22 protein-coding genes and 1 tRNA gene are annotated in these 22,118 nt (G+C 60.3%); 7 read left to right on the forward strand and 16 right to left on the reverse strand.

The annotated features are described in order from the left end of the window. Nucleotide 1 precedes the first annotated feature (1 nt). The 13 genes from N434_RS00815 to N434_RS00875 all read right to left on the reverse strand — a co-directional run bounded on the left by N434_RS00815 (nt 2) and on the right by N434_RS00875 (nt 13,509). Nucleotides 2–1,849 (reverse strand): methyl-accepting chemotaxis protein, encoded by a 1,848-nt coding sequence (locus N434_RS00815; protein WP_110755530.1) that lies wholly within the window; start codon nt 1,847–1,849, stop codon nt 2–4. 153 nt (nt 1,850–2,002) lie between these two features. Beyond that, on the reverse strand, nt 2,003–2,704 hold the full coding sequence (gene visR, locus N434_RS00820) for a transcriptional regulator VisR (protein ID WP_065116124.1): 702 nt from the start codon (nt 2,702–2,704) through the stop codon (nt 2,003–2,005). A 53-nt stretch (nt 2,705–2,757) separates the two neighbouring features. Next, nucleotides 2,758–3,489, reverse strand: a complete 732-nt coding sequence (gene visN / locus N434_RS00825; RefSeq protein ID WP_065114818.1) for a transcriptional regulator VisN — start codon at nt 3,487–3,489, stop codon at nt 2,758–2,760. A 370-nt stretch (nt 3,490–3,859) separates the two neighbouring features. Beyond that, nucleotides 3,860–5,542 (reverse strand): flagellar basal-body MS-ring/collar protein FliF, encoded by a 1,683-nt coding sequence (fliF, locus tag N434_RS00830; protein ID WP_174028846.1) that lies wholly within the window; start codon nt 5,540–5,542, stop codon nt 3,860–3,862. 130 nt (nt 5,543–5,672) lie between these two features. Then, nucleotides 5,673–6,056: a chemotaxis protein CheT gene (cheT, locus tag N434_RS00835; RefSeq protein WP_110755534.1), complete on the reverse strand. Its 384-nt coding sequence runs from the start codon at nt 6,054–6,056 to the stop codon at nt 5,673–5,675. Between the two features lie 14 nt (nt 6,057–6,070). After that, a complete protein-coding gene (cheD, locus tag N434_RS00840) occupies nt 6,071–6,616 on the reverse strand; it encodes a chemoreceptor glutamine deamidase CheD (RefSeq protein ID WP_065114815.1) in 546 nt (181 codons plus the stop codon). After that, complete coding sequence (gene cheY2, locus N434_RS00845; RefSeq protein WP_003493781.1) at nt 6,613–7,002, reverse strand: chemotaxis response regulator CheY2; 390 nt, start codon at nt 7,000–7,002, stop codon at nt 6,613–6,615. The genes cheD and cheY2 overlap by 4 nt, the downstream gene beginning before the upstream one ends. Continuing rightward, nucleotides 7,002–8,057 (reverse strand): protein-glutamate O-methylesterase CheB, encoded by a 1,056-nt coding sequence (gene cheB / locus N434_RS00850; RefSeq protein ID WP_046800554.1) that lies wholly within the window; start codon nt 8,055–8,057, stop codon nt 7,002–7,004. Before cheB ends, cheY2 begins: the two co-directional genes overlap by 1 nt. Next, a complete protein-coding gene (gene cheR / locus N434_RS00855) occupies nt 8,054–8,962 on the reverse strand; it encodes a protein-glutamate O-methyltransferase CheR (protein WP_065114814.1) in 909 nt (302 codons plus the stop codon). Before cheR ends, cheB begins: the two co-directional genes overlap by 4 nt. A gap of 12 nt (nt 8,963–8,974) precedes the next feature. After that, nucleotides 8,975–11,236 carry a chemotaxis protein CheA gene (locus tag N434_RS00860; RefSeq protein WP_110755536.1) on the reverse strand — a complete coding sequence of 754 codons (2,262 nt, stop codon included), beginning with the start codon at nt 11,234–11,236 and terminating at the stop codon, nt 8,975–8,977. A 16-nt stretch (nt 11,237–11,252) separates the two neighbouring features. Further along, the gene (cheY1, locus tag N434_RS00865) at nt 11,253–11,618 is read right to left on the reverse strand and encodes a chemotaxis response regulator CheY1 (RefSeq protein WP_003493773.1); all 366 of its coding nucleotides are present in this window, start codon (nt 11,616–11,618) and stop codon (nt 11,253–11,255) included. Continuing rightward, nucleotides 11,615–11,914 carry an STAS domain-containing protein gene (locus tag N434_RS00870; RefSeq protein WP_003503483.1) on the reverse strand — a complete coding sequence of 100 codons (300 nt, stop codon included), beginning with the start codon at nt 11,912–11,914 and terminating at the stop codon, nt 11,615–11,617. Before N434_RS00870 ends, cheY1 begins: the two co-directional genes overlap by 4 nt. Continuing rightward, complete coding sequence (locus tag N434_RS00875) at nt 11,914–13,509, reverse strand: globin-coupled sensor protein (protein WP_286172048.1); 1,596 nt, start codon at nt 13,507–13,509, stop codon at nt 11,914–11,916. The genes N434_RS00870 and N434_RS00875 overlap by 1 nt, the downstream gene beginning before the upstream one ends. Before the next feature lie 517 nt (nt 13,510–14,026). Between N434_RS00875 and N434_RS00880 the strand changes: the two genes are divergently transcribed. The 7 genes from N434_RS00880 (at nt 14,027) to mnhG (ending at nt 20,511) form a co-directional block, all read left to right on the forward strand. Beyond that, nucleotides 14,027–14,404 (forward strand): hypothetical protein, encoded by a 378-nt coding sequence (locus tag N434_RS00880; protein WP_110755540.1) that lies wholly within the window; start codon nt 14,027–14,029, stop codon nt 14,402–14,404. A 106-nt stretch (nt 14,405–14,510) separates the two neighbouring features. Next, on the forward strand, nt 14,511–17,429 hold the full coding sequence (locus N434_RS00885; protein ID WP_065114811.1) for a monovalent cation/H+ antiporter subunit A: 2,919 nt from the start codon (nt 14,511–14,513) through the stop codon (nt 17,427–17,429). After that, a complete protein-coding gene (locus N434_RS00890) occupies nt 17,429–17,764 on the forward strand; it encodes a Na+/H+ antiporter subunit C (RefSeq protein WP_065114810.1) in 336 nt (111 codons plus the stop codon). The genes N434_RS00885 and N434_RS00890 overlap by 1 nt, the downstream gene beginning before the upstream one ends. Then, on the forward strand, nt 17,761–19,407 hold the full coding sequence (locus N434_RS00895) for a monovalent cation/H+ antiporter subunit D (protein ID WP_174028842.1): 1,647 nt from the start codon (nt 17,761–17,763) through the stop codon (nt 19,405–19,407). The genes N434_RS00890 and N434_RS00895 overlap by 4 nt, the downstream gene beginning before the upstream one ends. After that, entirely contained in the window at nt 19,404–19,892 is a 489-nt protein-coding gene (locus tag N434_RS00900; RefSeq protein WP_065114808.1) for a Na+/H+ antiporter subunit E, read from the forward strand. The genes N434_RS00895 and N434_RS00900 overlap by 4 nt, the downstream gene beginning before the upstream one ends. Then, nucleotides 19,889–20,170 (forward strand): K+/H+ antiporter subunit F, encoded by a 282-nt coding sequence (locus tag N434_RS00905; RefSeq protein ID WP_003493758.1) that lies wholly within the window; start codon nt 19,889–19,891, stop codon nt 20,168–20,170. The genes N434_RS00900 and N434_RS00905 overlap by 4 nt, the downstream gene beginning before the upstream one ends. Beyond that, the gene (gene mnhG / locus N434_RS00910; RefSeq protein WP_110755544.1) at nt 20,167–20,511 is read left to right on the forward strand and encodes a monovalent cation/H(+) antiporter subunit G; all 345 of its coding nucleotides are present in this window, start codon (nt 20,167–20,169) and stop codon (nt 20,509–20,511) included. Before N434_RS00905 ends, mnhG begins: the two co-directional genes overlap by 4 nt. Before the next feature lie 10 nt (nt 20,512–20,521). On the opposite strand, the gene N434_RS00915 is transcribed toward mnhG, so the two are convergent. The 3 genes from N434_RS00915 to N434_RS00930 form a co-directional block, all read right to left on the reverse strand. After that, on the reverse strand, nt 20,522–21,109 hold the full coding sequence (locus N434_RS00915) for an alpha-ketoglutarate-dependent dioxygenase AlkB (protein ID WP_110755546.1): 588 nt from the start codon (nt 21,107–21,109) through the stop codon (nt 20,522–20,524). Nucleotides 21,110–21,271: 162 nt separating this feature from the next. After that, a tRNA-Phe gene (locus N434_RS00920) sits at nt 21,272–21,347 on the reverse strand. 285 nt (nt 21,348–21,632) lie between these two features. Next, entirely contained in the window at nt 21,633–22,052 is a 420-nt protein-coding gene (locus N434_RS00930; protein WP_110755548.1) for a hypothetical protein, read from the reverse strand. Between the last annotated feature and the right edge of the window lie 66 nt (nt 22,053–22,118).

A 22,118-nucleotide genomic window follows, 5' to 3' on the forward strand; every position in this document is an offset into this window, starting at 1 on the left:
TTCAGGCCGCCCTGCTCAACCGGTCTCTGCCAGTCGCCGAACCCTGCTCCATCTGAAAGCGCTGGACAAGGTCGAGCAGCGCTTCCACCTCGCCGGACAGCACCCTGCTGGCGGCGCTCGACTGTTCGGCAAGTGCTGCATTCTGCTGGGTCATCTGGTCCATCTGGTTGACGGAGCTGTTGACGTTGTGAAGCGCGGAAGACTGGTCCTGCGTCGCCGTCGCGATGGTTTCGACATGCTGGCTGACGGTGACGATCTGCTGGCTGATGGCGGACAGAACCGTGCCCGCCTCCTGCACCAGCTTGGATCCGGAACTGACCTCATGCGTCGACTGGTTGATGAGCTGCTTGATCTCGCGGGCGGCGTCGGCGGAGCGCTGGGCAAGCTCGCGCACTTCCTGCGCCACAACGGCAAAGCCCTTGCCCGCCTCACCCGCGCGCGCCGCCTCGATGCCGGCATTGAGCGCAAGAAGGTTGGTCTGGAAGGCGATATCGTCGATGACCTCGATGATCTGCTCGATCTTGCGGGAAGCGTCCTCGATGCGGCCCATGGCATCCACGGCATTGCTGACGACCGAACCGGAACTGTCGGCACTCTGCTTGGTGACGCGAACGGCCTCATTGGCCTCTCTCGCCCGCTCGGCCGACGATCTGACGGTTGCGGTGATTTCTTCGACGGCGGCTGCCGTCTCTTCCAGCGACGCCGCCTGGTTTTCGGTTCGCTTCGACAGATCGACCGACGATTGCTCGATTTCAAAGCCGCTGTGCTGGATGATCAGCGTGCGTTCGCGGATCTGGCCCAGCGCATCACGCAGGTTGAGAAGGGATTCGTTGAAGTCCGTGCGCAACCGGTCCAGACGGCCGGCGAAGGGCGTCTCGATCGTAAGGCTCAGATCGCCACGCGAAAGCCGGCCGAGGCCGGATGCGATCTGCGCGACCGCAAATTCGATCTGTCCGTCCAGTTCCTGCTTTTCGATGTCATTGCGGTAGCGTTCGGATTCCGCAGCAGTGCGTTCCTCGGCGCTTTTTCCCTCGATGGCCAGCTTTTCAAGCGCATTCTCGCGGAATATCACCAGCGCGCGCGCGATGTTGCCGAACTCGTTCGTATTGGTGGCATAGGGGATCGGCGTATCGAGATTGCCATCCGAAAGGGACTTCACCGCGTCGGTCAGCTTGCCCAGAGGCTGTAGCGTGCGCCTGATGACGAAATAGGCGAGCAGCCCCACCCCGACCATGGCGAGCGCGCCACAGATCAGCATCATGTCGCGCAGGCTGTATATCTGCGCATTGTAGACATCCATGGGAACACCCACGAACAGGATGCCGACGGTCACGCCGGTCTTGTTCAGGACCGGCATATAACCGGTCATATAATCAACGCCGAAAAGGGTGGCGGGACCGAAATAGGCTTCGCCTTTGGAGATTTTCTCGAAAGCGGGGTGATCCGTGGCAAGCTTCGTGCCGACCGCCCGTTCGCCCTTTTCATTTTTCAGATTGGTGGTCAGACGGACATATTCGCCGGCCTTGGTTTCAAAAACCGTGGCGATACCGCCATTGCCGGCGGCCGTGCGGTCGACGAGGTCGTTGTCGCGCAACGTCCCGATGCTGGCGCGTCCGACGCTCTTCAGCTCACCGTCTCCCATATCGAGGGAGACACCGCCAACCTTGAGCTCATACAGGATCGCCATGCCGCGCATTGCACTGTGCGTATCGCGCAACGCGGTCGTGATGATGTTATCCTTCAGGCGCATGTAGGTGGAAAAACCAACTGCCGCCACGCTGAGCATGATCAAGCCGATCGTCAGCACGACAACCTTACTCGCGACGGTCTTAAAGAGGCGGTTGTGCATGAAACAGTTCCCCAAAGCCAAACCTGTGACAGTTCTAGTTGGCAACTGTTAAAAAACGCGAAATGAGGCGCTTTGCCACGCCTCACGCGGGGAAAAGCAGGTTTGACGGCCCCTGAACGGCTAGTCTGCAGGACGGGAAAATCCCGTCCCCGATCAGTGGATATAACCGAGCCGGATGGCTTTCGCGATTGCCTGGATGCGGTTGACGGAATCGAGCTTGATCGTCGCGGAACCGAGATAGGCATTGACGGTGTGCACGGAGAGCCCGAGCTTGACCGCGATCTCTTCACTGATGCGGCCGTCACCAGCCAGCTGCAGGCAGGCGATTTCCCTTTCGCTCAAGGCTTCCGAGGGCGCGGCCTTGCGCTCGTCCAGCGCCAGCATGTCGACCATGATCTCGCAGCATTTGATATGCTGCTCGATGACCACCTCGTTGTCGAGAACGAGGTTGGTGCCGCAAAAGACGATATAGCCGTTGCCGATCGTGCCGAGCCGCACCGGCAGGGCCAGTCCGGCATAGGACAATGTGTCATTCTCGATCCGGCGCAGCAAAGCAGGAACGTCGGGAAGATCGGCAAAGCCGCCGGCGTTCTTGTTGCGCCAGATGACCGGCAGCAGCGACGTTTCAATGTGATCGAGAAGAATATCGCCGACGGCGCGGATGAACTGCCCGCTCTGCTCGGCGGCATTCATGCCCCAGTTTTCCAGCTCGCAGGTCAGTTTCTTCTTGTTCGGGAAACCGGAAGCGGCAGCCTTCGTCACCACGAAATTTCGCGCGCCGACCAGCTTTTGCATCGCGACCAGCTTCGGAAACAGATCCGACCGGCTCGTTACGACAGGGCTGCGGTAAAACATGCCCGTTTGACCTGTGCCCTCATTGTCTTTCGTCTGTACCATCCGTCCGACCATTATACGAGGTTGTTGCGCACGGCATAGGCAATTGCCTCCGAGCGGGTTTTTGTCGCGGTTTTACGCATCACGCTGGTGATGTAATTATTGATCGTATTGCGGGAAATGCCAAGGATCATGGCAATTTCGTCGCTTGTCTTGCCTTCCGCGATCCAGAAGAGGCACTCGAGTTCACGCTCGGTGAGATCGATATCGCGCACGGCCTTTGCTTCGCTGGCAATGCCGAAACTGACGCAATAGCCCGTCAGCAGGGCGATTTCACGCAGGCGCTCCGGCGAAGGAACCGCTTCTTCGGGAAACAGCAGCAGGAGGGAAAGGCGGATACGGCCAACACAGAAGGAGAGTGCGGAATATTGCCGGTCGATACCGTAGGGAACCGCGACGTCATCGGGAAGAAACAGCAATCGCGGCTGCAGAAGCGAAAGGCATTTTTCCATTTCGCTCGATCTGTTCTGGCTGTTCGTCAGCTCGATGCCGAGCCTGCGGACAAGATCGAATGGCCAGTCGGATGTGACGATGAATTTCAGCCCGGTTTCTTCGAGAAGATCGTCCCGCGCCAGCAGATAATGCGAGGCGCCGGCATAGGTTACAAGCAAATCCAGCGCGCCTGCAACGTTACCGGCAGCAGCCGTGGCTGCGACGTTCTTGGCAAGCTGATCGCGCGGCAAGGGCTTACCCATGCCCTCCATAGGCTTGGCAGACAGCCTGCGGATATCAACATCGACTTTCAATCGCCTACGCCCTCTTGCTCCCAGCGGGAGATTATACATCGGGATGGAATCATTCCATTCAAGAAGCTTACCAAACGGAATGGCACGCCCCCGGAGACCGAATCACTTCATTTTATGGAACCGACCGGAATTTGCCATTACCTGACAACAGCCTTTCCACGTATTTCCCTGTTCGTCTATTGCTAAAAAAACATACTGAAAAGCTGTTCAATTCATAAACGGCATTCTCAGCCTATTCCCAGCAAACTGTATCGTTGCTGAATTTTTTGTAAACACTGTCCTGAAACGAGATTGCCACGACCTCTTCGCCAAGGATAGCAAAAAGCCCGCGAAATGCGAAAAAGGCCGGGTAAAACCGGCCTTTTCAGAATTATGCTGCTTTTTCCACCGCCCATTTGCGCAGGATCTTGGCTGCTCTTTCCTCGCTGATTTCCACCATGCGGGAGAGCCTGCGTTCTGGTCCTTCGCGAACCCGGCGGTTGAAAGTCCCCTCGCTGTCGCCGCCTGCCAGAAGATCGTCGGTGCTGTCGAAGCCGAAATCCGCTCCGAAACCTTCCATGAGACCGCCCGCACCCGCATCCATGCCCGGAGAGAAATCCGGCAGTTCGAGACCGGCCGTCTCCTGGCTGAGCTGGCCCGCAGCCGCACCGTTGCCGGTAACCGTGCGCACCAGGGGACGCACACCGAGCCAGACGACGAGGAAGGCGACAGCGACGAAGGCAAGCGAGTTGATGATGCCGGCGGAGTTGCGGCTCAGCACTTCCATGATGCCGGGGCCAGTGGCGGCCTCGTCCAGCAACTGCGTTTCAAGGAAGTCCATCGCCGTCAGCGTCACGACATCACCGCGATCGGAAGAGATACCCGCCGCCGAGGTCACGATCTTCTGCATTTCGGCGAGATAGGCGTCGATCTTGGCCTGATCGACAGGCTCGCCGACCATCTTGGCGATACGTCCCTTGTTGACCACCACGGCGACCGAAATCTTCTCGACGGTATAGCCGTTCTTGACCGTGGCGACCGTCTTGGAATTGATCTCGTAGTTGGTCTGCTCTTCCTTCTTGGCCGATTCATCCGAAGATTGCGGGCCACTGCCGCCACCCTGGGGGGCTGCCTGCGGTACGTTCTGCTCCACAGTCGCGGCCGTATCAGGCTGCGTCTCATGGGACTTCTGGTCTTCCTTCACCGTCCGCACGGAACGTTCGACACGCGATTCCGGATCGTAGACGGTTTCCTGAATCTGCCGGCTGTCGGTATTCAGCTGCGCCGTCACGCTGGAGCGGAAGTTGTCCATGCCGAGGAAAGGCGCCAGCGCCTTGTCGATATTGGTGGTGATTTCCTGCTGCACATTCTGCGCCAGCGTCAGCGAGCGGTTCATCGCGGCATTGGTGACATCGTCACCGGAAGCCAGAAGCTGGCCGGTGGAATCGAGCAGCGTCACGTCGTCGACTTCAAGACCGGGAACGGCCGAGGCAACGAGGTGACGGATGGAGGCGGAGGCCTTGCGCCCCGCGGTGGCGCTGGCCCGGATCATGACCGATGCGGTGGGTTTCTGTTCGCCTCGGCGGAAATTGCCGACATCAGGCATGACGATATGCACGCGCGCGGCCGCAACGCCGTCGATCTGCTGAATGGAGCGGCTGATCTCGCCCTCGAGGGCGCGAACGCGCGTCACTTCCTGCATGAAGGAGGTCAGGCCGAGAGAGCCGACATTGTCGAAAAGCTCGTAACCGGCATTGGCACTATCAGGCAGGCCACGCTCGGCCAGAAGCAGCCTTGCCTTGCTGGTGAGCCCAACGGGAACCTGGAGGCTGGCGCCATCGGTTCCGACCTGGAAGTCCAGCCCTGATTCTGCAAGCGCAATGCTGATCTTGTTGAGGTCGCTTTTTTCAAGCCCCACATAAAGGGTCTCGTAAGCGGGACGGTTCACGTAAAGGGCTGCTGCAAGGATAAGGGCCATGGACAGGACGCCCACGCCGCCAAGCATCAGCAGCCGTGTCTGCCCCAGCGCCGCGACATTCTTCAAGACCTGAGGGATTTGATTTAACAGATTCATTCTGTTCCGCACCGTCATTCATAGAGTCCGAGACCTTTTGGCCCCGTCGTGACAATAGGGTGCGAAGCTTGCGCGAGCGTTGCCTTTCTCCGCATTCCGCGACGGAAAGGAACATCGGCTGAAATGCGGTCTAGAACAGGTCGAAGTCGCCGGACGCCTTGTCGAGCGGCTGCGAGTGGCCATGGCGGAAGGCCGCGCCGAGCGCCTTCTGCATTTCGGCAAGCTTGACGAGGCTGAGCGCCGTGGACACATCCACGAACCAGTCGCCGGGGATGGAGCCGGTGATCGTATCGATGAACTCGGCAAGACCGCGGGTCTTCTGGACGGCGAGATCGATGCCCTGCAGCAGCTTGACGCCATCGCCGGACAATTGGCCGCTGGTCGCCTCCAGCAATTGCGGTTCGATGCGCTCTATGAGATAGGCGACATCGTGCAGTTCCGACACCACGCGCATGAGAACATCCGGCAGGGCCTCTTCGAACGGAGTAGCGCCGGCGTGGTCTGCAATCTGCATTGGAAACTCCGTGACTAGAAAAATTCGATGTCGTTGGCGACGGGCTTGGGGGCCGGCACCGGACGCGTTTCCATGGCGACCGTCTTCTGGGTTTCCGCGCCGCTGAGCGGATGCTGACGCGCGCGACCCGAAACCGGCCAGAACTCGATCTTGCGGCCATGTTCCCCGCCCGTGGAGGAGCTTATGACCGGAATGCCTTCATCCTTCAGAAACTGCATGGCGAAGATGGCATTCTGCTCACCGACATTCGAGAAGCTGGCGATCGTCTTGGCGCCGCCGAAAACCTTGGCCTCCAGCCGGTCGCGGCGGGCGCCCTTCTTCAGAAGGCCGTTGATCAGAAGTTCCATGAGATGCACGCCGTAACGCGTCGCGTCTCCCCCGGTCACACTGCCCGTTCCCGGCAGAAGGAAGTGGTTCATTCCTCCAATGCCGGCAACGGGGTCTCTCAGACAGGCGGCCACGCACGAACCGAGTATCGTCGTCATGACCACGTCGGGATCGCTGACAACCTTATACTCGCCCTGAATGATATGTACGCGCTTGGCCGCAGCTTCAATCATTTCAGCGATCCGAAAACCGCCTCGATGGCTGCGCGCATCTTGTCGATGGTGAAGGGCTTGGCCAGCACGTTGTTCGCGCCGAGCTGCGCCGCCTTCTGCACCAGCGCGCGGTCGCCCTGCGCCGTCAGGATGATGAAGGCTGCCTTCTTGGTGGTCGGGTTGGCCCGCACGGCGTGCAGGAAACCGAGACCGTCCATCTTCGGCATGTTGAAGTCGGAGATGACGAGATGATGGGGCTGCTGCTCCATGATCTTCAATCCCTGCTCGCCATCGCCGGCGGCAGTGATCTGCTTGAAGCCCAGCTGTGTCAGCGCATCGCTGAGGAGCAGCCGGCTGGTCACCTGATCGTCAACGATCAGAACTTTGATCTTTTCTGCGAGAGACATTAATCAGCACCTTCTTTGCGGGCAGTGGTTAGTTTCAGGATTTCTTCGCCGATGGAGGCCAGCGGCAATTGCTGTTCGACGGCGCCAAGCTCATAGGCCACGCGGGGCATGCCGTAGACGACACATGTTTTTTCGTTCTGGCCGACGGTGCGCGCACCGGCATGGCGCATTTTCAAGAGTCCGGCCGCGCCATCGCGGCCCATGCCGGTCAGAATGACACCGACGGCGTTGCGGCCGGCAAGCTCGGCCACCGAATCAAACAGCACATCGACGGAAGGACGATGGCCGTTAACCGGATCGCGCTCGATGAGCCGGCAGCAGGGTGCGGCTCGGTTGGCGATCTGCAGATGACGTTCACCGCCCGGCGCGAGATAGATCTTGCCGGTCTGCAGGCGCGCGCCATCCGTTGCCTCTTCCACCACGGGAGCGCAGATGCGGTTCAGCCTTTCGGCGAAGCTCCGGGTGAAGGTCGGCGGCATATGCTGGGTGATGACGGTCGGCGGGCAATTGGCCGGGAACTTTTGCAGCACGGCGATCAGCGCTTCGACACCACCCGTGGACGAACCGATGGCCACGACTTTGCGGCCCGCGCGATAATCGCTGACCGGGGTAGGCTGCACTGCCGCGGCGCTTTCCGGACGAGCCGCGCGATAGGCGGCGTGCTGGGAGCGGGCGGCAGCTTTTACCTTATCGGCGAGATCGCCAAAGGGACGCGCATCGCCCGGAGCCGGTTTGCCGACGCAATCGAAAGCACCGATTTCGAGTGCCGCCAGCGAAGCGTCCGCACCGCGATGGGTCAGCGACGAGACCATGATCACCGGCATGGGTCGCAGGCGCATGATCTTTTCGAGGAATTCCAGCCCGTTCATTTCCGGCATCTCGATGTCGAGCGTCACGACATCGGGGTTGAGCTGCTTGATGGCGGCGCGCGCTTCCATGGCGTTGCCGGCCTGCCCGACCACTTCGACTTCCGGATCGGCCTTGAGGACAGCCGAAATCAGGCCACGCATCGTTGGACTATCATCGACGACGAGTACCCGTGCGAGTGCGCTCATGCCTTCCTCCCGGATGCGTGACCAATGAAGCGGTAGGTGGTGATGCCGGTATTGTCGAACAGGTTCTTGGCATCGCCGGAGACGCGTTCGGAATGGCCGATATAAAGATGACCACCCTCCGGCAGCAGCCCGGCGAAACGCGACCAGATGCGCGTCTGTGTCGGCTCGTCGAAATAGATGACGACGTTGCGGCAGAAGATGACGTCGAAATTGCCCTTGAAGGGCCATTGCGTCATCAGGTTCAATTCGTTGAAGGTGATGAGGCGCTTGACCTTGTCGTCGATACGGAATTTGCGGCGACCGCCGGCATCGACCTCCGTGAACCATTGCTTGCGCATGGCGGGGGAGACGGTTTCGAGCGCATTGTCGTCATAGACGCCGGCGCGGGCCTGCGCCAAAATCTTTGGATCTATGTCCGTCGCCAGAATCTTGAAATCGTAATCCGCCGCATTCGGGAACATGGCGAGCACGGTAAGCGCGATGGAATAGGGCTCCTGCCCGTCGGAACAGGCCGCCGACCAGATGCGGACACGTCCGCCGCTTTTCGCGCGGGCGATGAGACCCGGCAGGACCTCGTCACGCAGATGTTCGAAATGATGGTTCTCGCGGAAGAAACGCGTGAAATTCGTCGTCAGGTGCGACAGCATTTCGCGTCGTGCCTGCGCGCCCTCGGTTGAGGAGACGAGCGCGCAATATTCGCGGAAACCGGAAAGACCGAGATTGCGGATATGTTTCGACAGGCGGGAATAGACCAGCGACGCCTTGGTGTCGTTGAGATAGATGCCCGCATCCGCGTAGATCATCGCAGCGATTTCCGACAGGTCGCGTCGCGTCAGCGGGTATTCACCGCTGGCAAGAACGTCGTCGGAAGACTGGCGCTGGTCGCTGAGATTAAGTGCTGCCATGGATTATCCGTTTCAACCGGTCGCCGCGAGGGACATTTCCTGCTTCAGTGGCTGTCCGCGCGAGGCGCTGACGATGGCATCGACATCCAGAATGAGAGCGACGCGCCCATCGCCGAGGATAGTGGCGGCGGCAATGCCCGGAACATGGGTATAGTTGGCTTCCAACGATTTGATGACGACCTGGCGCTGACCCTGGATCGCATCGACCATCAGGGCACGCTGGCCGCCACCTTCCGATTCCACCAGAAGGGCGACACCTTCGACCGGATCGGCCTGGGTCGGGCGGAAATTGAGAACGCGTCCGACATCCACCAGCGGGCAGAAGGAGTTGCGGATGGAGATCAGCCGCTGGTTCGCGCCGAAGGAGTGAATGTTCTTCGCCTCCGGCTGCAGGGTTTCCACAATCGCCGTCAAGGGCACCACCAGCGTCTGGCCGGCAACGGTCACCACCATGCCGTCGAGAACGGCAAGCGTCAGCGGCAGGCTCATGGTGAAGGTCGAGCCATGGCCGGGGCGCGAGGAGATGCTGATGCGGCCACCAAGCGCCTGAATGGAGCGCTTGACCACATCCATGCCGACGCCGCGGCCGGAAATGTCGGAAATCTTGTCGGCGGTGGAGAAGCCCGGCGCGAAGATCAGATTGTCGATCTCTTCATCCGTCAGGTTCGCATCGGCGGCGATGAGGTCGTTGTCGATCGCCTTCTGGCGAACGCGCTCGCGGTTGATGCCCGCGCCATCGTCCTGCAGTTCGATGAGGATGCGGCCCGAGCGATGCTTGGCCGAAAGCTTGATGGTGCCTTCCGGGTTCTTGCCCGCGGCTTCGCGTTTTTCCGGCGTTTCAATGCCGTGGTCGACGGCATTGCGGATCATGTGGGTCAGGGGTTCGGCCAGCTTGTCGATGACCGTCTTGTCGACTTCGGTATTCTCACCTTCGGTGACGAGGCGGATCTGCTTGCCGATCATGTCGGCGACTTCGCGGACGATACGCGACATGCGCTGGAACACCGGCTTCACCGGCTGCGCGCGGATCGCCATGACGCTATCCTGGATTTCGCGCGTCAGCTGCTGCAGTTCGTCGAGGCCCATATTGACGGCGGAGGTGCCGCTGGCGTCGTTTTCGATGACGCTCTGCGACAGCATCGCCTGGTTGATGACGAGTTCGCCGACGAGGTTGATCAGGCGGTCGACACGGTCGAGGTCGACGCGGATGGTCTGGCCGGCGCTGGCATTGGCCGCTGCATTGGCGTTCGCCTGGGCCGCGGCAGGTGCCGCCGCCGCTTCACGCTTTTCGATGGCGGCATTGACGCTCTGGGCGATCTGCGTCGTCGCGACGGCCGTTTCGACGGCTGCGGCAACATAGGACGCTTCCGCTGTAGCGATCTCGACAACGGGCTGTTCTTCCGATCCGCTATCGAGAGCCGAAAGATCGAACGGCACCGGGATCATCGGAAGCTCTTCCTCGTTGCCTGCGGCATCCGAAACAACCGGCACGATTTCCAGATCGCAATCCCATTCGGCAAATTCGAAGACGCTGCGGATACCCTCTTCGCCCTTTTCGGTGGTGATGGATACCGTCCAGGAGAGATAGGATGCTTCAGGATCGAGCTTGTCGAGCGAAGGCAGCTCCGACATGTCGCAATTGATGCTCATTTCGCCGATGCGCGAGAGATCGCGCAGGAGAAGTGCCGCCTCGTTGCCCTTCGAATAAAGCGACGCATGCGGCTTGAAGGTGATCTGGAAGGTCGGGGCTTCCATCAGCGGCGTCGTCTCGTCGGCAAAATCCGTGAAGGAGAACGGGATCGGCTGGAAGCCGCTGTCATCCGTCGGCTTGGGCGCGATCGCTTCCGGCGCCTTGGCGGTAACGGGCGCAGGTGCGGACGCCTGCACCGTTTCGCCATTGGCCAAGGCTTCCAGTTCCTTGACGAGACCGCGGGTGCGGCTTTCGTCGACGCTGCCGCCGTCTCTCGCCGCATTGGTGAGATCCGCCAGTACGTCGGCGGAGCGCAGCATGACCTTCAGAACATCCTGCGTCGGTTCCAGCTTGTTGGAGCGGACGCAGTCCAGGGTCGTTTCGAAAACATGGGCGAAAGCCACGAGATCATCGAGACCGAAGGCACCCGCCCCGCCCTTGATGGAATGAACGGCACGGAAAACGGCGTTGACGGTTTCCGGATCACGGTCGCCGTCATTCAATTTAAGAAGCCCCGATTCCAGTTCAGCGAGCTGTTCCTCGCACTCCTGGAAAAAGATTTCCTTGATTTCGTTCATATCCATCGTGAAATGTCCCGTATCAGGCGGTTACGCGCTCAATGGCATCGATGAGTTTTGCAGGGTCGAACGGCTTGACGATCCAGCCGGTCGCACCGGCCTGGCGGGCGCGGTTCTTCTTCTCTGCATCGCTTTCGGTCGTCAGAACGAGGATCGGGATCGCGCGGTACTTTTCGTTGCGGCGCACGCCCTCGATAAAGCCGAAACCATCGAGACGGGGCATGTTGATGTCAGTCACGATGACATCGGGATTGCTCTGTTCCAGCACCTCAAGGCCTTCGATGCCATCTTCGGCCTGAATGGTCTCAAAACCGGCATTGTTGAGCGTGACCAGGAGCATGTTCCTGATCGTCCGGGAATCATCCACGGTGAGAACTTTTTTCTTCACTTTTGCATCTCCTTGGGGAGCAAATGGTCAATATCGACGCCTATCAGTTTCATGGTCTTGTCGAATGCATCGGACACCCTGGCAAAACCGAAGGGCTTGCCATCCTCTTCCCAGGATTTCGCGCCGGCCATGAGGACCTGTGCGCAAAGCGCGCCAATGCGCTCCACCTCGGACGCATCGACCGACAACGGTGCTCCTCTCAGCGTCATCAGCTTGCCGTGCAGCGCCGATGCCTCGTTGAGATCCAGCACCGGTGACAGTTTCAGCGTCGCCTCAGCTGCTTTTCTGGCTGCCATTACATGACTCCCTGACGTCTGAATTGTTGGTAATCCTGGCCGTAATCCGCGCGGTTATCGCCACGGGCCATAAATGATGTGTCCTGACGTTCCGTAACGGCCATTGCCGCCGCGTGCCCCTGACGGGCGATGCGGAACTCGCGAATGGTGCGGCCGAGTTGCAGAATGACGGTGTGAAGCGCGTCGGCCTCGGAGGAGCCTTCGCCGATCTCGTTTGCGATCCGGCCGACCTGCCGCTGCTGTTCGCCGATATCGGCAGCGACCGTTTTCAGGTCATCGGCCTGTGCAGACGTATGCCGGGAGACTTCGGCGATCATGTCGTTGATACCGGACACCTGCCGGACGACGCCGCCGATTGCTTCCTGTGTGCGGTTGACCATGCGGACCCCGCCCTCGACCTGCGTCTTGGTGGTGCCGACAAGGCTCTTGATTTCCCTTGCGGCGTCGGCGGAACGCTGGGCGAGCGCCCGGACTTCCTGTGCGACGACGGCAAAACCGCGTCCGCTTTCACCCGCGCGCGCCGCCTCGATGCCGGCATTGAGGGCGAGAAGGTTGGTCTGGAAAGCAATCTCGTCGATCGTACCGATGATCCTGCCGATGTGCTCGGCGGATTGCTCGATGTCAGACATGGCGTCGATCGCCTCGCCGATTGCCTTGCCGCTTTCGACAGCCGCGTCGCGGGCGCGGGAAACCGCTGTTTCCGTCGCCGATATGCGGGCGCCGTTTTCGGCCAGGGTCCCGATCATGGCCTGAAGCGCACGGGAGGTCTCGGCAAGGGCTTCGGCCTGCTGGCCGGAACGTTCTGCGATGGAGCGGCCGATATCGGCGAAACGGGCGCTGAGCGTCTCGGCGTCGCCGATGCCCTGCTGCGCGGATGTCAGCGATGCGCCGATCGTTTCAAGCGCCGCGTTGAAGGAGGCGGCAACATCGCGATAGGCGTCCGGCAGATCGCCGCCGATACGGGCCTGAAGATCGCCGGCGGCGAAGGCCGTCAGCGCCGCACCCAGCAGTGTCGCTGCTTGCGAACGGTCATTGTCACGCTGTTCCGCCAGTTCGCGGCCGTGGCGCAGGCGCAATTCGTTGAAACGCAGCGAGACGGCAATCTCGGTATCGACCATCACCAGACGGACGATGTTCTTCACGGCCTCTGCCAGTTCGCGGCTTTTCCTGCGGCTGCCGGGCAGGATGGAAGGCGGCGCATATTCGGCCACCAGCCCACTGAGCAGATGTTCCAGAACGACGGCATGGCTGGCGATCTGCCAGCGCGGATCGAGACCCATGCGGCTGGCATTGTCGGAAAGAACCTTCACCCGCTCGGCATAAAGCGCGTCGAAACGTGCATCCGTCAGCACACTCCAGTGCGAGGATTGCAGATCGTGCAGGCGGTCGAGCTGGTTTTCACTTTCGAAAGACGGAGAACAGTCCGGCATGGACTGGAAACGGTTCATCACATCCCGCAGGCCCGCCTTGACGTAGGGCTCGAGCATACCGCGATAATTGCGCAGGAAATCGGATTGCGTCTCGTCGAGGCCGGCAAAGCGCAGCCGTCCCGCCAGGCTTGCACCTGCCGATCTGCGCGCTTGATCTGATGGCAAGTCCTGCCCCAACCGACGTCCCCAACAACATGACGGCCGGTAGAACCCGGCCAATTGGCCAAGGTTCAGAACGCCAGCACCCTAAAGGGGAATTTTGAACGAACATACCCATCGCGGACGATGCGGCATCGACGCTTGCCTGACCTTCTTGAACCAAGAAACGAAAATACCGGATCGGCACCGGTACGGCAGTGCGGCGTCATGCCTGGAAGGGGAGAGAACCCCATTCCGCCGTGGAAATACCATCAATCTTTATGGTTAATTCCTTGCTTGAAAGTTAAGAAACATCAGCTCCGGCGTCAAACGGTAAAATTTGTAAAAGCTTTTAGCCATTGCCGCCCTCACTTTGCCGCAAACGGGCAAAAACGAAAAGGAATCGGACGCTGCGGGCGGTTTTTCCGGCCAGCGCGCTGGACAAGCGCGTGCGGCTTCCCCTAAAACAAATCAACGGGATATTCGCTCAGCGGTGATGCTTTAAAGAGACCTTTTCGATCAAGGAGATGCCAACTTGTTATGGATGGAGAAATGCCGCCGTTCAAGGCGCCATCCGCAAGTGTTGATCGGCATCATGGTCGCAAGCCTGCTTGTCATGATCGGCTTTCAGGCGCCTTCCGGGGTCAAGACCCTTTCCAAGACCAGCCGCCTGGAAAGATTGCAGACCGTCGATCTCAGCCGCTCCCTTTCTCTTCGGGATAAGGACTGCGACAGCGGCAACGATTACGGCTGCAGGGCAGGCGATGCGGGCTCTGCGATTCCTCCCGGTTATTTCCCCTCCTCCGCTTTGCGGATCGCTGCCGACAAGGGTCTGGCTATCGCATCTGTTGCCATCGCGCCACAAGCTTTCCGAGACTTTGCGAGCGTGGTTCCAAGAGCGCCCCCGCATATTATCTATTAGTCATTCCGGCGGTCCTCATCATCGGGTTCATCATGAGCCTTCAGGGATCGGAGTCGTCGGAAACCCGCCGTAGGCTCCCATTCCAGAAAGAAAACCGCCGCTGCATATGACACTTGCAACCATTCTTCCATTTATTGTCGCATTGCCCTTTATCGGCGCCGTCCTGACGGCTTTCATGCCGCGCGAGGGTGCCGCCGCCGGCCCGGCCTCCGTTGCGGGCGCAGTCGCCCTTTTCGGCCTTGTCAGCAGCATCTTTCTTTATACGACCATCAGCGGCGGCGACGCGCTGAAATACGATGTGGAATGGCTGCCCCAGCTGGGCCTTAATTTTACCCTGCGGCTGGACGGATTTGCCTGGATATTCACGATCCTCATCACCGGCATCGGCCTGCTGGTGGTTCTTTATGCCCGCTATTACATGTCGGCCGAAGACCCGATCCCGCGTTTCTTCGCCTTCCTGCTTGCCTTCATGGGCTCGATGCTCGGCGTTGTCCTGTCCGGTAACGTCATCCTGCTGTCGATCTTCTGGGAAATGACCAGCATCTTCTCGTTCCTGCTGATCGGCTACTGGCACCAGAATGCCGGCGCACGCGACGGCGCGCGCATGGCGCTGACCGTGACCGGCATCGGCGGCTTCAGCCTGCTCGCCGGGCTTCTGATCCTCGGGCATATGGCGGGAAGCTACGATCTCGACAAGATCATCGAGGCCGGTGCGGCGATCCGCGCCCATTCCCTCTATCTGCCGGCGCTTATCCTCATTCTTGGCGGCGCGCTGACCAAGAGCGCGCAGTTTCCCTTCCATTTCTGGTTGCCCAACGCCATGGCGGCGCCCACGCCTGTTTCCGCCTATCTGCATTCGGCGACCATGGTGAAGGCGGGGGTTTTCCTGCTCGCACGTTTCTGGCCGGTGCTGGCGGGCACGCCGGAATGGTTCTGGCTGGTGGGCGTGGCCGGCATCATCACCCTGCTGCTCGGCGCTTATTTCGCCATGTTCCAGCAGGACCTGAAGGGCCTGCTCGCCTATTCCACCATCAGCCATCTCGGGCTCATCACCACGCTGCTCAGTCTCGGCAGTCCGCTTGCGGCGGTTGCGGCCATCTTCCACATGGTCAACCACGCCACCTTCAAGGCCTCGCTGTTCATGGCGGCCGGTATCATCGACCATGAAACCGGCACACGCGACATGCGGCGCTTGAGCGGGCTCTACACCTATCTGCCGGCGACCGCGACGCTTGCCATGGCGGCCAGTGCGGCGATGGCCGGCGTGCCGCTGTTCAACGGCTTCCTCTCCAAGGAAATGTTCTTCGCAGAGGCCGTCGAAACCCATGCCGATTCACTGCTCGACCGGGCGCTGCCCTATGTCGCGACGCTTTCAGGCGCATTTGCCGTCGCCTATTCGCTGCGCTTCATCCACACCGTCTTCTTCGGTCCGAAGCCCGTCGATCTGCCGAACCCAAATCCGCACGAGCCGCCGCGCTGGATGCGTTTCCCGATCGAATTCCTGGTTTTCGCCTGCCTGATCGTCGGCATCGTTCCCAGCCTGTCGATCGGCCCGTTCCTGCATTCGGCCGTGCTGTCCGTGCTCGGCGACCAGACGCCCGTCTACAGCCTGTCGATCTGGCACGGTTTCAACCTGCCGCTCATCATGAGTATTGCGGCACTGATCGGCGGTGTGGCGATCTATGCGCTGCTTGGCGGTTATTTCTCACGCTGCGATGACGGTCCGCCCGTTTTCCGGCATCTGCGGGGCCAGCGCATCTTCGAGCGCATTCTCGTCACCGTGTCCTGGAAGTGGGCGCGGTGGCTGGAAAGCACACTCGGCACGCGGCGCCTGCAGCCGCAGCTGAGACTTCTCATCCTCGTGGCGCTTCTCGCCGGTTTCTCACCCCTGTTCCTTTCGGAATTCTCCCTGTCGCTGCCGCGCGTGACGACCTTCGATCCGATCTTCGCCATCCTTTGGCTGATCGGCATGATTGCCGCGCTGGGTGCCGCCTGGCAGGCGAAATATCATCGGCTTGCCGCCCTCGTCATGCTTGGTGTTTCCGGGCTCGTCACCTGCCTCACCTTCATCTGGCTGTCCGCGCCGGATCTGGCCATCACCCAGCTGCTGGTCGAGATCGTGACCACGGTTCTCATCCTGCTTGGTCTGCGGTGGCTGCCGAAACGTTTCGAGAAGGTCGATAGCAGCGACGAGCTGCCGGCGCAGCTTCGCCGCGCCCGCGACTTTCTGCTGGCGGCGGCCAGCGGCATCGGCATGTCCGTCATCGCCTATGCCGTCATGACCCTGCCGGTGCCGAACGCGATCGCCACCTATTTCCTCGAGCGCGCCTATACGGAAGGCGGCGGCACCAATGTGGTCAACGTCATCCTCGTCGATTTCCGCGGTTTCGACACCTTTGGTGAAATCGCGGTCCTAGCCATCGTGGCGCTCACCGTCTTCGCACTGCTTCGCCGTTTCCGCCCGGCGCATGAAAGCATCGGGCTGCCGGAACAGCAGCAGATGCAGAATGCCTTCGATGCCGAGCGTCCCGACCGGAGCAAGGGCGATACCGTCCGCGACTACCTCTACGTACCATCGATCGTGATGCAGTGGATGTTCCCGGTCATCATCACCTTCTCGATCTTCCTGTTCATGCGCGGCCACGATCTGCCCGGCGGCGGCTTTGCGGCCGGCATCACCATGGCTATCGCCTTCCTGCTGCAATATCTCGCCGGCGGCGCGCGCTGGGCGGAGGACCGCATCCGCATCCTGCCGCTGCGCTGGATGGGTTTTGGCCTGTTGATGGCGACGGCGACAGGTATCGGCTCCTGGTATTTCGGCTACCCGTTCCTGACCTCGTATTTCCAGTATACGGAGATACCCTATATCGGCAAAATGCCCACGGCATCCGCCCTGCTGTTCGATCTCGGTGTCTTTTCGACGGTCGTCGGCTCCACCGTTCTTATTCTCATAGCACTGGCACACCAATCGTTGCGTAACTACCGCGTTCGCACGCCTGAAGCCGCAAAAGCGGAGGACGTGTAATGGAACTCATTCTTGCAATCGGCATCGGCATCATGACCGGCTCCGGCGTCTGGCTCGTCCTGCGCCCACGCACCTATCAGGTCATCGTCGGACTTTCGCTTTTGTCTTACGCCGTCAACCTGTTCATCTTCGGCGTCGGCGGCATCAAGACCAATGCGCCGCCGGTGCTGGTGAACGGTGTGGACAGCTCCTCGCTTGCCGATCCCGTGCCGCAGGCGCTGGTATTGACAGCGATCGTCATCGGCTTTGCCACCACGGCGCTGTTCCTCGTGGTGCTGCTTGCCGCCCGCGGCCTTACCGGCACTGACCATGTGGACGGGAGGGAGACGAAATGATGTCGTTCCCCTTCCACATCGTCATCGCGCCGATCCTGCTGCCGCTCATCACCGCCGCCCTGCTGTTGTTCTTCGACGAGCGCCAGCGTGTTGCAAAGGCCGCCATCAGCTTCACCTCCACCGTGCTGCTGCTGGTGGTTGCGATCCTGCTGTTCCGCGAGGTGAACTCGACCGTTAATACCGAGATCGCCGCCGTGGTCTCAAGCGGTGTCTATCTGCTCGGCAACTGGCCCGCACCTTTTGGTATCGTGCTGGTGGCCGACCGGCTTTCCGGCCTGATGGTGCTGCTGACGGCGCTGCTCGCCATACCCTCGCTGATCTATTCCATGGCGAAATGGCACAAAGCCGGGGCGCATTTCCATTCGCTGTTCCAGATGATGCTGATGGGCGTCAATGGCGCGTTCCTGACCGGCGACCTGTTCAATCTCTTCGTGTTCTTCGAGGTGATGCTGGCTGCCTCCTACGGTCTGTTGCTGCACGGTTCCGGCCAGCAGCGCGTCAAGGCGGGCCTGCACTACATCGCCATCAACCTTGTCGCCGCCCTGTTCTTCCTGATCGGTGTCAGCCTCATCTATGGCGTCACCGGCACGCTGAACATGGGCGACCTTGCCCATCGCATCGAGGGGCTCAACCCCGATCAGCGCATGCTTCTGGAAACCGGCTCGGCCATCCTCGGCATCGCCTTTCTGGTCAAGGCCGGCATGTGGCCGCTGAACTTCTGGCTGCCTTCCGCCTATGGTGCGGCGTCTGCCCCGGTGGGCGGCCTGTTTGCCATCATGAGCAAGGTCGGGATTTATGTCATCGCCCGCCTTTCCTTCCTGCTTTTCGGGCAGACGGCCGGGGAATCGGCCGGTTTCGGCCATGATGCGCTGCTGGTCGGCGGTATCGCCACCATCATCTTCGGAGCCATCGGCGTTCTCGCATCGCAGGCGCTGGGGCGGCTGGCGGGCTTTTCGGTTCTCGTCTCATCGGGAACGCTGCTTGCCGCCATGGGCACCGGCAACCCGACGGTGGCGGCCGGCGCGCTTTATTACATGGTCAGCTCCACCCTCACCATCAGCGCCTTCTTCATGCTGATCGAACTCGTCGAGCGCGGGCAGGATGCCGGCGCGAACGTTCTTGCCGTGACCATGGAGGCCTATGGCGAGGGCGACGAGGAAGAGGAGGAAGAGGAAGTGGGCGTCACCATGCCCGCCACCATGGCGGTGCTCGGCGCCTGTTTTGCCGCCTGCGGCATTCTTCTGGCCGGCCTGCCGCCGCTTTCGGGCTTCATCGCCAAGTTCTCGATGCTGACCGCCATTCTCAACCCTTCCGGGCTTGGTGCCAATGACAGCATTTCCACGCTTTCCTGGTGGCTGGTTTTCCTGATCGTCTTTGCCGGTTTCGCATCGCTGATCTCGATGACGCGTGCCGGTATCCGCACCTTCTGGGCCTCCATCGAAGGAACGGTGCCACGCGTTCTCGTCATCGAAATCGCACCCGTGATGCTGCTGCTCGGGCTGACGCTTGCCATGACCGTGCAGGCGGGTCCGGTGATGCGCTACATGCAGGAAACGGCGCGTATCCTCGATCTGCCCGCCAGCTATATTCAGGGCGTCATTTCCGCACCCAGAGCGGGCAGCAACCCGGAGGCCGAGCCATGATGAGCCGTCTCCTCCCCTATCCGCTGCTGACCGTTTCGCTGATCTTCTTCTGGATGACGATCAACAGCTTTTCGCCCGGGCATCTGCTGCTCGGCACCGCCGTGGCACTCATCGCCTCCTGGGCGATGGCGTCGCTCAGGCCAGCCAAGCCGCGTATCCGCAACTGGCACAGGCTCGCGCAGCTGATCCTTATCGTGCTTTACGATATCATCAGGTCCAATATCTCGGTTGTGAAGATCATTCTCTTCAAGCGCGAAAGGGACCGTAAATCCGGTTTCCTCGCCGTGCCGCTCGATATTCGCGATCCCATGGCGCTCGCCATTCTGGCGACGATCCTGACCTCGACGCCGGGCAGCGCCTGGCTCGAATATAATTCCAGCCAGGGCACGCTCCTCCTCCACGTTCTCGACGATGTGGACGAGGCGGCGTGGATAAGCCTCATCAAGAACCGATATGAAAAACTGCTGATGGAGATATTCGAATGAGTTCGATTATCCTTTTCTGGTCCTTTTCGCTGGCGCAGCTGATGCTGGCCATTGCCATGACGATATCAGTCTATCGCATCGCCATCGGCCCGCGCGCCCAGGACCGGGTACTTGGCATCGATACGCTTTATGTCAACGCCATGCTGCTTCTCCTCACCTTCGGTCTGCGCACCGGCAACGACATCTATTTCGAGGCCTCGCTACTGATCGCCATCCTCGGCTTCGTCTCCACCGTCGCCCTTTCCAAATTCATGATGCGCGGCGAGGTGATCGAATGAACAACGCCGCAGAATTTCCGCTCTGGGCCGCCATTCTCGTGGCTTTCTTCGTGCTGCTGGGCGCTTCGCTGACGCTGATCGGCACCATCGGCTTTGCCAAGCTGAACAGCTTCTACGAGCGCCTGCACGCACCCACACTCGGCACCAGCTGGGGTACCGGCGGCATCGTCATGGCCTCGATCATCTATTTCTCCGTCTCCGGCGACCGCTTCGCCTTCCACGAAATCTTCATCGGCATTTTCATGACGGTAACGACGCCGGTGTCGCTGATGCTGCTGGGACGGGCAGCACTTTATCGGGACCGGGCGGAGCAGAATACGGATAATCGGGAGCATCTGTAATTCAATTGAGTTAAGGCCGTTTCGGTATAATGACCTTGCGAAAAGTGAGGGAGGTTCTTCTGCTTCGGAGCACCTTAATTCCATTCACGATATCCGACTTACGGGCTGGAATTTCATGGGTCCAGCCATAGCGACCTGAATCGCTCAGCAAGATACAAGAGCAAGGTTGAAGCAGAACGCTGCGCATGGCTGGTCCGCGCAAATCGCGAAAAACCATCCCACATGCGGATAGAAGGCTTATCGACACAATCGTATCGTCAAAACAGGGAACACAGTCGACGTGCGCGCTGATGCCCTGCCCCGGACGATATTCGTTCGCGATGACCTGATCGGGCAAATCCCGGCAATAGCCCGCAGCAACCAACCGCTCCGCGAACATGCCAAGCCATTCCGGCAGTGGCCCGAGATAGGCCTCTGGGGTAATCGCGCGCGCTTTATAGTCGTAGCGATAACCGAAATGCTGCACACGGCGCTTCAGCTCCGTGCTCCACGCACCATTGTCCAATATAGCTGCTAGGGCTGCCTGCTCTTCGCTGGAGACGAAGCCGTCGAAATACACGACGCCAGGCGGCAGAGGGGATACACCGACGTGCTTCAATCGGCTACGCCCTCCAACGACTTGAAATAAACACGCTCGGCAGATGGCTACACCGGAACTGTCAAAAACGTATGATAGGGAGAGCTATGCTCTGATAATCCGGCCATTGTGAATGGGCAAGCCACCACATTCCAATTCATCAGATAATTGATTTGAAAGAAATGGTGCCCGGAGGCGGATTTGAACCACCGACACGCGGATTTTCAATCCGCTGCTCTACCAACTGAGCTATCCGGGCACTTCAGGTCCTTGAAGAACCTCCGCTTTTGGCGGGCGGGGCTTTTTGGTGCCCCGAAAGTGAGCGGGGTTATAACATCTTGTTCGGACATGGCAAGCGCCATCGCGAAGTTTTTTGACAGTTTTTTCACGGCGCCTGTGGATGGCTGGAATCCATGCCCGGTGAAAGCCGGATTGTGGCTGGAAAGCCGCTATCCACCATTCGCTCGCTCTGATCGACATCCAGCAGGCGGCAGGTTCACGCAGGGCCAATGTGGATGACGGAGGTAGCGCAGCGGGTGGGCATCTATGCCTCTTCGCTGCGCCGTGCCGCAAGGCCAAGCGCAAACGGCACCACGGCCACCAGCGCCGCCATGACGGGCGAAGAGGAGAAGATGCGGCTGGCGAGCGAGGTGACGGCGACAGAGCGCACCACCGTCATCAGGCGGGAATTCTCGCGCTCCCGATCCTGCCTGGCATCCACGGCATGGCGCACCGGGCGGGAGGTGGCCTCCAGCCGTTTTACGTCACGGCGGATTTGTTCGAGCTGCTTGCGCAGGTCATCCAGTTCAGCGCGCAGCGAAGGTTCCCTCGGGACGGATGCACGTGACCTTCGGGCAGCGGGCTTTGCGACCTTCTGCTCCACGGCCTCCTCTTCCAGTTCGGCCAGATGGTCGTCAAGGTCCGAGGGCTTGTCGAAACCGTGGGGTCGCAGTGGTGCTTTCATCGCTGTCTCCTGAGGCGTGCTGAATTATGGACGGCGGGCGCTTTTGCCCGGCCAGCCTTTTCAACG

Origin of the sequence: Rhizobium sp. UGM030330-04 (genome assembly GCF_003208455.1) — a bacterium.
Taxonomy (GTDB): domain Bacteria; phylum Pseudomonadota; class Alphaproteobacteria; order Rhizobiales; family Rhizobiaceae; genus Agrobacterium; species Agrobacterium rhizogenes_A.

Coding starts and splice junctions, on each gene's coding strand:
- N434_RS00815 (WP_110755530.1), bottom strand. CDS start 1,849: ATGCACAACCGCCTCTTTAAGACCGTCGCGAGTAAGGTTGTCGTGCTG.
- visR (WP_065116124.1), bottom strand. CDS start 2,704: ATGTTTTACCGCAGCCCTGTCGTAACGAGCCGGTCGGATCTGTTTCCG.
- fliF (WP_174028846.1), bottom strand. CDS start 5,542: ATGAATCTGTTAAATCAAATCCCTCAGGTCTTGAAGAATGTCGCGGCG.
- cheT (WP_110755534.1), bottom strand. CDS start 6,056: ATGCAGATTGCAGACCACGCCGGCGCTACTCCGTTCGAAGAGGCCCTG.
- cheD (WP_065114815.1), bottom strand. CDS start 6,616: ATGATTGAAGCTGCGGCCAAGCGCGTACATATCATTCAGGGCGAGTAT.
- cheY2 (WP_003493781.1), bottom strand. CDS start 7,002: ATGTCTCTCGCAGAAAAGATCAAAGTTCTGATCGTTGACGATCAGGTG.
- cheB (WP_046800554.1), bottom strand. CDS start 8,057: ATGAGCGCACTCGCACGGGTACTCGTCGTCGATGATAGTCCAACGATG.
- cheR (WP_065114814.1), bottom strand. CDS start 8,962: ATGGCAGCACTTAATCTCAGCGACCAGCGCCAGTCTTCCGACGACGTT.
- N434_RS00860 (WP_110755536.1), bottom strand. CDS start 11,236: ATGGATATGAACGAAATCAAGGAAATCTTTTTCCAGGAGTGCGAGGAA.
- N434_RS00870 (WP_003503483.1), bottom strand. CDS start 11,914: ATGGCAGCCAGAAAAGCAGCTGAGGCGACGCTGAAACTGTCACCGGTG.
- N434_RS00880 (WP_110755540.1), top strand. CDS start 14,027: ATGGAGAAATGCCGCCGTTCAAGGCGCCATCCGCAAGTGTTGATCGGC.
- N434_RS00885 (WP_065114811.1), top strand. CDS start 14,511: ATGACACTTGCAACCATTCTTCCATTTATTGTCGCATTGCCCTTTATC.
- N434_RS00890 (WP_065114810.1), top strand. CDS start 17,429: ATGGAACTCATTCTTGCAATCGGCATCGGCATCATGACCGGCTCCGGC.
- N434_RS00895 (WP_174028842.1), top strand. CDS start 17,761: ATGATGTCGTTCCCCTTCCACATCGTCATCGCGCCGATCCTGCTGCCG.
- N434_RS00900 (WP_065114808.1), top strand. CDS start 19,404: ATGATGAGCCGTCTCCTCCCCTATCCGCTGCTGACCGTTTCGCTGATC.
- N434_RS00905 (WP_003493758.1), top strand. CDS start 19,889: ATGAGTTCGATTATCCTTTTCTGGTCCTTTTCGCTGGCGCAGCTGATG.
- mnhG (WP_110755544.1), top strand. CDS start 20,167: ATGAACAACGCCGCAGAATTTCCGCTCTGGGCCGCCATTCTCGTGGCT.
- N434_RS00930 (WP_110755548.1), bottom strand. CDS start 22,052: ATGAAAGCACCACTGCGACCCCACGGTTTCGACAAGCCCTCGGACCTT.